We start from the raw sequence: 6,150 nt of genomic DNA, 5'->3' as shown, positions 1-6,150 counted from the left end.
GGGCTGACGCCCTCCTCGGCGTGCGCACATCTGGCCAGGTTGTCGGCTAGTGGCTTGTTGAAGCTGGAGGCGCGTGGTCAGAACTTTTTTCGATGGAGTGGTATCGATGAGATGGCTTGTCCCAGCGTTGGCAGTAACGCTGACTGGTTGTGCGAGTGTGGCAGAGCTTGAGCAAACCCCCGAGACCCTGGATGTTATTTCAGGCAAGTCGCCCCAGGCGTATGCCCATTGCGTCCAGCAAGCGCTGGCCGACAGTCGCGCACCTTTGCAACTGGAAGAGCGCCATGATGGGGTTCGCTTGATCGTGCCGCAAAAACTTTCCGCTGGGCCTGCAGCGGTATTCGATATTGAAAAACGTGGCAGTGGCAGCAGCATCAAGTTGTATGAACGCCTGAACAACTTCCCAATGCGTTTGGGGGATGTGAAAACCGCAGCCACGCACTGTATCTCGGGCTGAGGCCGGTGTTTCGATGATGGCCTCCAGATAGAGCGATTCAGTGCGGTATCCCTCCTTTTCCAGTGTTAGCGCAATGTTTGTAGCGGGCGGTATATAGGCCTACTATCCATAGGCTTATATTTTATGTGCCTAAGCTAATAACTAGAAAATGGAGTTCGTGATGATCCCACTGGATCGAATCCTGGCGAGCGGCGCATTGCTGCTCTCGCTTCAGGTCGCGCAGGCTACGGAAGGTCAAAACGTTTTCACTCAAGGCGGCCAGAACCCCGCCGCCATGGCATGCATGGGCTGTCACGGCGCTGATGGCATGGGCATGGCAGCGGCCGGGTTCCCACGTTTGGCAGGCTTGCCTGCCGGCTACCTGAGCAAGCAACTGGCCGACTTTCGTAGTGGCAGCCGCAAGAACCCGATCATGGAGCCGTTGGCCAAGGCCCTGAGCGCCTCGGAAATCCAGGCAGTCAGCGCTGCCCTGGCAGCCATGCCCACGCCGAAAACCCCGCTTGTCCGTCGTCAGCAGATGGCGAGCAGCCCAGATGAGAAGCTGGCGCTGTACGGCGATTGGGCGCGCAGCATTCCTGGCTGTGTCCAGTGCCATGGCCCCGGAGGCGTGGGCGTCGGCGAGCATTTTCCGCCACTGGTGCATCAGCCGGCCACCTATCTGGCGGCACAGCTCAACGCTTGGCGAGACGGCACTCGCAGCAACGATTCCAACCAGCTCATGGTTGGCGTAGCCAAGGCATTGAGTGACGACGAGGTCAAGGCGGTAGCGGAGTACTTTGCCAACCTTGGCAGCCAGGAGGGCAAACAATGACGCGCTTTATCTTGGCTTCGCTGGCATTGTCCATCAGCAGTGTTCACGCTGCACAGGTTGTCATGGAGGACCAGTCCCAGTTGAACGTGCCACCTGCCAGCACGGCAAGTGGCTTCGTTCCTCCTGCTGAACGTGAACTGCCGGACAACGCGTTCGGCAAGATGGTCCGTGATGGCTACGCCCTGTTCGTCGATACTCGGCGGCTGATGCCGAACTACGTCGGCAATGGTCTCAATTGCAGCAACTGCCACCTTGATCAGGGGCGCCTGGCCAACTCGGCCCCGCTGTGGGGGGCGTACCCCATGTACCCGGCCTATCGCAAGAAAAACGACAAGGTCAACACCTTCGCCGAGCGTATCCAGGGGTGTTTTCAGTTCAGCATGAATGGCAAGCCGCCTGCAGCGGATAGCCCGGAAATGACCGCCTTGTCGGTCTACGCCTACTGGTTGGCCAGCAAGGCGCCGATTGGCATCGAGACACCCGGGCGTGGTTACCCGGACGTACCGGAACCTGCTCAGGGTTACGATTTCAGCCGGGGCGAGCAGGTGTACAAGGATCAGTGCGCGGTGTGTCATGGCAACAACGGTGAAGGCCAGAAGGTTGCCAGCGACTATGTGATGCCGCCACTTTGGGGCAAGGACTCCTATAACTGGGGCGCGGGCATGCACCGGATCAATACGGCCACCTCGTTCATCAAGCACAATATGCCCTTGGGCAAGCCCGGCAGCCTCTCGGACCAGCAAGCCTGGGACGTGGCGGCTTACATCAACAAACACGAGCGCCCTCAGGATCCACGGTTGATCGAAGGCTCCATCGAGAAGACCCGTCTGAAGTTCCACGCCAATGATGGCGTGAACCTGTATGGGCAAAAGGTCGAGGGTGTCTTGATTGGTCAAGGCACTGAGTAAGCTCAGCCCCTGCCATTTTGTGCCTGTCGAGGGTGATCGGCAGGTGCAATATTTACCTGGCCAGGGAACTATCTACACTGGTATTTCTCTATTTGGCATCGGCTAACCGTGGGTGGGGCATTGTAAGGTGACCGCCGCCTGATTAGACTGCGCCGAATTTCGTACGCACAGCCCTTGTTAAGGACTTTTATGATCAAAAAATGCTTGTTCCCGGCAGCCGGTTACGGCACTCGCTTCCTGCCAGCAACCAAAGCCATGCCCAAGGAAATGCTGCCGGTGGTGAACAAGCCACTGATCCAGTACGGCGTTGAAGAGGCGCTGGAGGCAGGTCTGAACGAGATCTCCATCGTTACCGGTCGTGGCAAGCGTGCTCTGGAAGACCATTTCGACATCAGCTACGAGCTGGAAAACCAGATCAAGGGCACCGACAAGGAAAAATACCTGGTCGGTATTCGCCGCCTGCTCGACGAGTGCTCGTTCTCCTACACCCGTCAGACCGAAATGAAAGGCCTGGGCCACGCGATCCTGACTGGTCGTCCGCTGATCGGCGACGAGCCGTTTGCCGTAGTACTGGCCGACGACCTGTGCGTCAACCTGGAAGGCGATGGCGTGCTGACCCAGATGGTCAAGCTGTACAAGCAGTTCCGCTGCTCGATCGTGGCCATCCAGGAAGTCGATCCTTCGGAAACCAACAAGTACGGTGTGATTGCCGGCGAGATGATCCGTGACGACATTTACCGCGTCCACAGCATGGTCGAGAAGCCAAAGCCTGAAGATGCGCCGTCGAACCTGGCCATCATTGGTCGCTACATCCTGACGCCGGACATCTTCGATCTGATCGAGCAGACCGAGCCAGGCAAGGGTGGCGAGATCCAGATCACCGACGCCCTGATGAAGCAGGCGCAGAACGGCTGCGTAATGGCTTACAAATTCAAGGGCAAGCGTTTTGACTGCGGTGGTGCCGAAGGCTACATCGACGCCACCAACTTCTGCTTCGAAAACTTCTACAAGACCGGCAAGGCCTACTGATTTGTTGGCGTAACCGTTGAAGTCGAAAAAGCCACCTTCGGGTGGCTTTTTTGTTCCTGGCTGTCGCCGGGGTTATGCTGATGGCCTGCCAAGGAGACCTGAGATGGCCTACGATTTTGATCTGTTCGTGATTGGTGCCGGTTCCGGCGGTGTGCGTGCGGCACGCTTTGCCGCGGGTTTCGGTGCAAAGGTGGCGGTTGCCGAAAGCCGTTACCTGGGGGGGACCTGCGTAAACGTTGGCTGCGTGCCGAAAAAACTGCTGGTCTACGGCGCTCATTTCGCCGATGACTTTGAGCAAGCCAGTGGTTTTGGCTGGTCACTGGAAGATGCACAGTTCGATTGGGGGCAATTGATCGCCAACAAGAACCGTGAAATCGAGCGGCTCAATGGTATCTATCGCAACCTGCTGCTGAACAGCGGCGTGACCCTGCTTGAGGGGCATGCGCGGCTGACCGGGGCCCATGAAGTGGAGGTCGACGGGCAGCGTTACAGCGCCGAGCACATTCTGATCGCTACCGGTGGCTGGCCGCAGACTCCGGACATCCCGGGTAAAGAGTTGGCCATCAGTTCCAACGAAGCTTTCTACCTGAAGGACCTGCCCAAGCGCGTGCTGGTGGTGGGTGGCGGTTACATCGCGGTAGAGTTTGCCGGCATTTTCCAAGGGCTCGGTGCCAAAACTTCGCTGCTCTACCGAGGGGACCTGTTCCTGCGCGGCTTCGACGGTGCCGTGCGTGAGCACCTGAAGGAGGAACTGGAAAAGCGCGGCATGGACCTGCAGTTCAATACTGAAATTCGCAGTATCGAGAAACAGGCGGACGGAAGCCTCAAGGCCACCCTCAACGATGGCCGTGAACTGATCGCCGATTGCGTGTTTTACGCTACCGGGCGTCGTCCGATGCTGGATAACCTGGGCCTGGAAAACACCGGTGTCGAGCTTGATTCGCGCGGCTTCATCCGCGTCGACGAACTGTTTCAGACCACTGATCCATCGATTCTGGCGATTGGTGATGTGATCGGACGTGTGCAATTGACCCCGGTGGCGCTGGCCGAGGGTATGGCCGTGGTGCGGCGCCTGTTCAAGCCTGAGCAGTACCGTAAGGTTGACTACCAGAACATACCGACAGCGGTGTTCAGCCAGCCGCCGATTGGCACTGTTGGCCTGAGCGAAGAGCAGGCGGTCGCGCAGGGCTATGAGGTGAGTATTTTTGAAAGCCGTTTCCGGCCAATGAAACTGACCCTCACCGAGTGCCAGGAACGCACCTTGATGAAGCTGGTAGTCGATGCCAAGACGGACCGCGTCCTTGGCTGCCATATGGTTGGCCCGGATGCTGGCGAGATCATCCAGGGGCTGGGTATTGCACTGAAGGCGGGTGCGACCAAACAGCAATTCGACGAAACCATCGGTGTGCATCCAACGGCTGCCGAAGAGTTTGTGACCATGCGCACGCCTGTTCGCTAACAGTCGCCCATTGCAGGCACCTGTGTTGGAACAGCTTTTGTTGGAGCTGGCTTGCCTGCGATGGCGTCGGCGGGGTGGCAGTGAGTTCGCGGCGTCTGCATCGCGGGCAAGCCCTGCTCCTACAGGCTGTTTAGCTTTTGTTGGCGCTGGCTTGCTTGCGATGGCGTCGGCGGGGTGGCAGTGAGTGCGCGGCGGCTGCATCGCGGGCAAGACCCGCTCCTACAGGCTGTTTAGCTTTTGTTGGAGCAGGCTTGCCTGCGATGGCGTCGGCGGGGTGGCAGTGAGTGCGCGGCGGCTGCATCGCGGGCAAGACCGGCTCCTACAGGCTGTTTAGCTTTTGTTGGAGCTGGCTTGCCTGCGATGGCCTCGGCGGGGTGCCCGTGAGTGCGCGGCGGCTGCATCGCGGGCAAGCCCCGCTCCTACAGGCTGTTTAGCTTTTGTTGGAGCTGGCTTGCCTGCGATGGCGTCGGCGGGGTGGCAGTAAGTGCGCGGCGTCTGCATCGTGGGCAAGACCCGCTCCTACAGGCTGTTTAGCCTTTGTTGGAGCAGGCTTGCCTGCGATGGCCTCGGCGGGTTGCCAGTGAGTGCGCGGCGTCTGCATCGCGGGCAAGACCCGCTCCTACAGGCTGTTTAGCCTTTGTTGGAGCTGGCTTGCCTGCGATGGCGTCGGCGGGGGCCTGTGAGCTCGCGGCGGCTGCATCGCGGGCAAGACCCGCTCCTACAGGCTGTTTAGCTTTTGTTGGAGCTGGCTTGCCTGCGATACAAACAGAAATCTTCTATTAATCACTTCGGCTTATAGCCAAAACCAATCGGCGGCATCAGCTTTGCCAATGAGCGATTTTTTCGATAAGTGACTAGGATTCTCTCCATCAGATTTCTCAACCCCTGAAGGAGCGTCACTCATGCCTATCATCAATAGCCAGGTCAAACCGTTCAACGCTACCGCTTACCACAACGGCAAGTTCGTCGAGGTGTCGGAAGCTGACCTGAAGGGCAAATGGTCTGTAGTATTTTTCTACCCGGCCGACTTCACCTTCGTCTGCCCAACCGAGCTGGGCGACCTGGCCGACAACTACGCCGAATTCCAGAAGCTGGGCGTAGAGATCTATGGCGTGTCCACCGACACCCACTTCACCCACAAAGCGTGGCACGACACCTCGGACACCATCGGCAAGATCCAGTACCCGCTGATCGGTGACCCAACCCACGTCATCTCCCGCAACTTCGACGTGCTGATCGAAGAAGCCGGTCTGGCTGACCGTGGTACTTTCGTGATCAACCCGCAAGGCCAGATCAAAATCGTCGAGCTGAATGACGGCGGTGTCGGTCGTGATGCCAGTGAGCTGCTGCGCAAGGTCAAGGCCGCTCAGTATGTTGCCGCCCACCCAGGTGAAGTCTGCCCGGCCAAGTGCAAATACGGTGGCGCCCCCCTGGCGCAGCGCTGGAACAATGCCAAACCAGTAGGGGTAGAGCAGCAGGCGCACAA

Annotated in this window: 6 protein-coding genes and 1 pseudogene; all 7 read left to right on the top strand. The window is 58.7% G+C overall.

Annotated elements, in window-relative coordinates; all coding sequences use genetic code 11:
- Nucleotides 1–93: pseudogene (locus EKA13_RS29030) on the top strand (transcriptional regulator); the annotation flags it as partial.
- 13 nt (nt 94–106) lie between these two features.
- Entirely contained in the window at nt 107–457 is a 351-nt protein-coding gene (locus tag EKA13_RS25380) for a hypothetical protein (protein WP_065761840.1), read from the top strand.
- A gap of 160 nt (nt 458–617) precedes the next feature.
- Entirely contained in the window at nt 618–1,268 is a 651-nt protein-coding gene (locus EKA13_RS25375) for a c-type cytochrome (RefSeq protein ID WP_065761839.1), read from the top strand.
- Entirely contained in the window at nt 1,265–2,176 is a 912-nt protein-coding gene (locus EKA13_RS25370) for a c-type cytochrome (protein ID WP_065761838.1), read from the top strand. Before EKA13_RS25375 ends, EKA13_RS25370 begins: the two co-directional genes overlap by 4 nt.
- 189 nt (nt 2,177–2,365) lie before the next feature.
- Nucleotides 2,366–3,205, top strand: coding sequence for a UTP--glucose-1-phosphate uridylyltransferase GalU (galU, locus tag EKA13_RS25365; protein WP_065761837.1), 840 nt, complete (start codon nt 2,366–2,368; stop codon nt 3,203–3,205).
- Between the two features lie 103 nt (nt 3,206–3,308).
- Complete coding sequence (gene gorA / locus EKA13_RS25360; protein WP_065761836.1) at nt 3,309–4,664, top strand: glutathione-disulfide reductase; 1,356 nt, start codon at nt 3,309–3,311, stop codon at nt 4,662–4,664.
- A gap of 902 nt (nt 4,665–5,566) precedes the next feature.
- On the top strand, nt 5,567–6,150 hold a 584-nt coding region (ahpC, locus tag EKA13_RS25355; protein WP_065761835.1), incomplete at its 3' end, for an alkyl hydroperoxide reductase subunit C.

Origin of the sequence: Pseudomonas defluvii (genome assembly GCF_001695625.1) — a bacterium.
Lineage (GTDB): Bacteria > Pseudomonadota > Gammaproteobacteria > Pseudomonadales > Pseudomonadaceae > Aquipseudomonas > Aquipseudomonas defluvii.
This window is presented reverse-complemented; position numbering and strand designations above follow the sequence as displayed.

Coding starts and splice junctions, on each gene's coding strand:
- galU (WP_065761837.1), top strand. CDS start 2,366: ATGATCAAAAAATGCTTGTTCCCGGCAGCCGGTTACGGCACTCGCTTC.
- EKA13_RS25380 (WP_065761840.1), top strand. CDS start 107: ATGAGATGGCTTGTCCCAGCGTTGGCAGTAACGCTGACTGGTTGTGCG.
- EKA13_RS25370 (WP_065761838.1), top strand. CDS start 1,265: ATGACGCGCTTTATCTTGGCTTCGCTGGCATTGTCCATCAGCAGTGTT.
- gorA (WP_065761836.1), top strand. CDS start 3,309: ATGGCCTACGATTTTGATCTGTTCGTGATTGGTGCCGGTTCCGGCGGT.
- EKA13_RS25375 (WP_065761839.1), top strand. CDS start 618: ATGATCCCACTGGATCGAATCCTGGCGAGCGGCGCATTGCTGCTCTCG.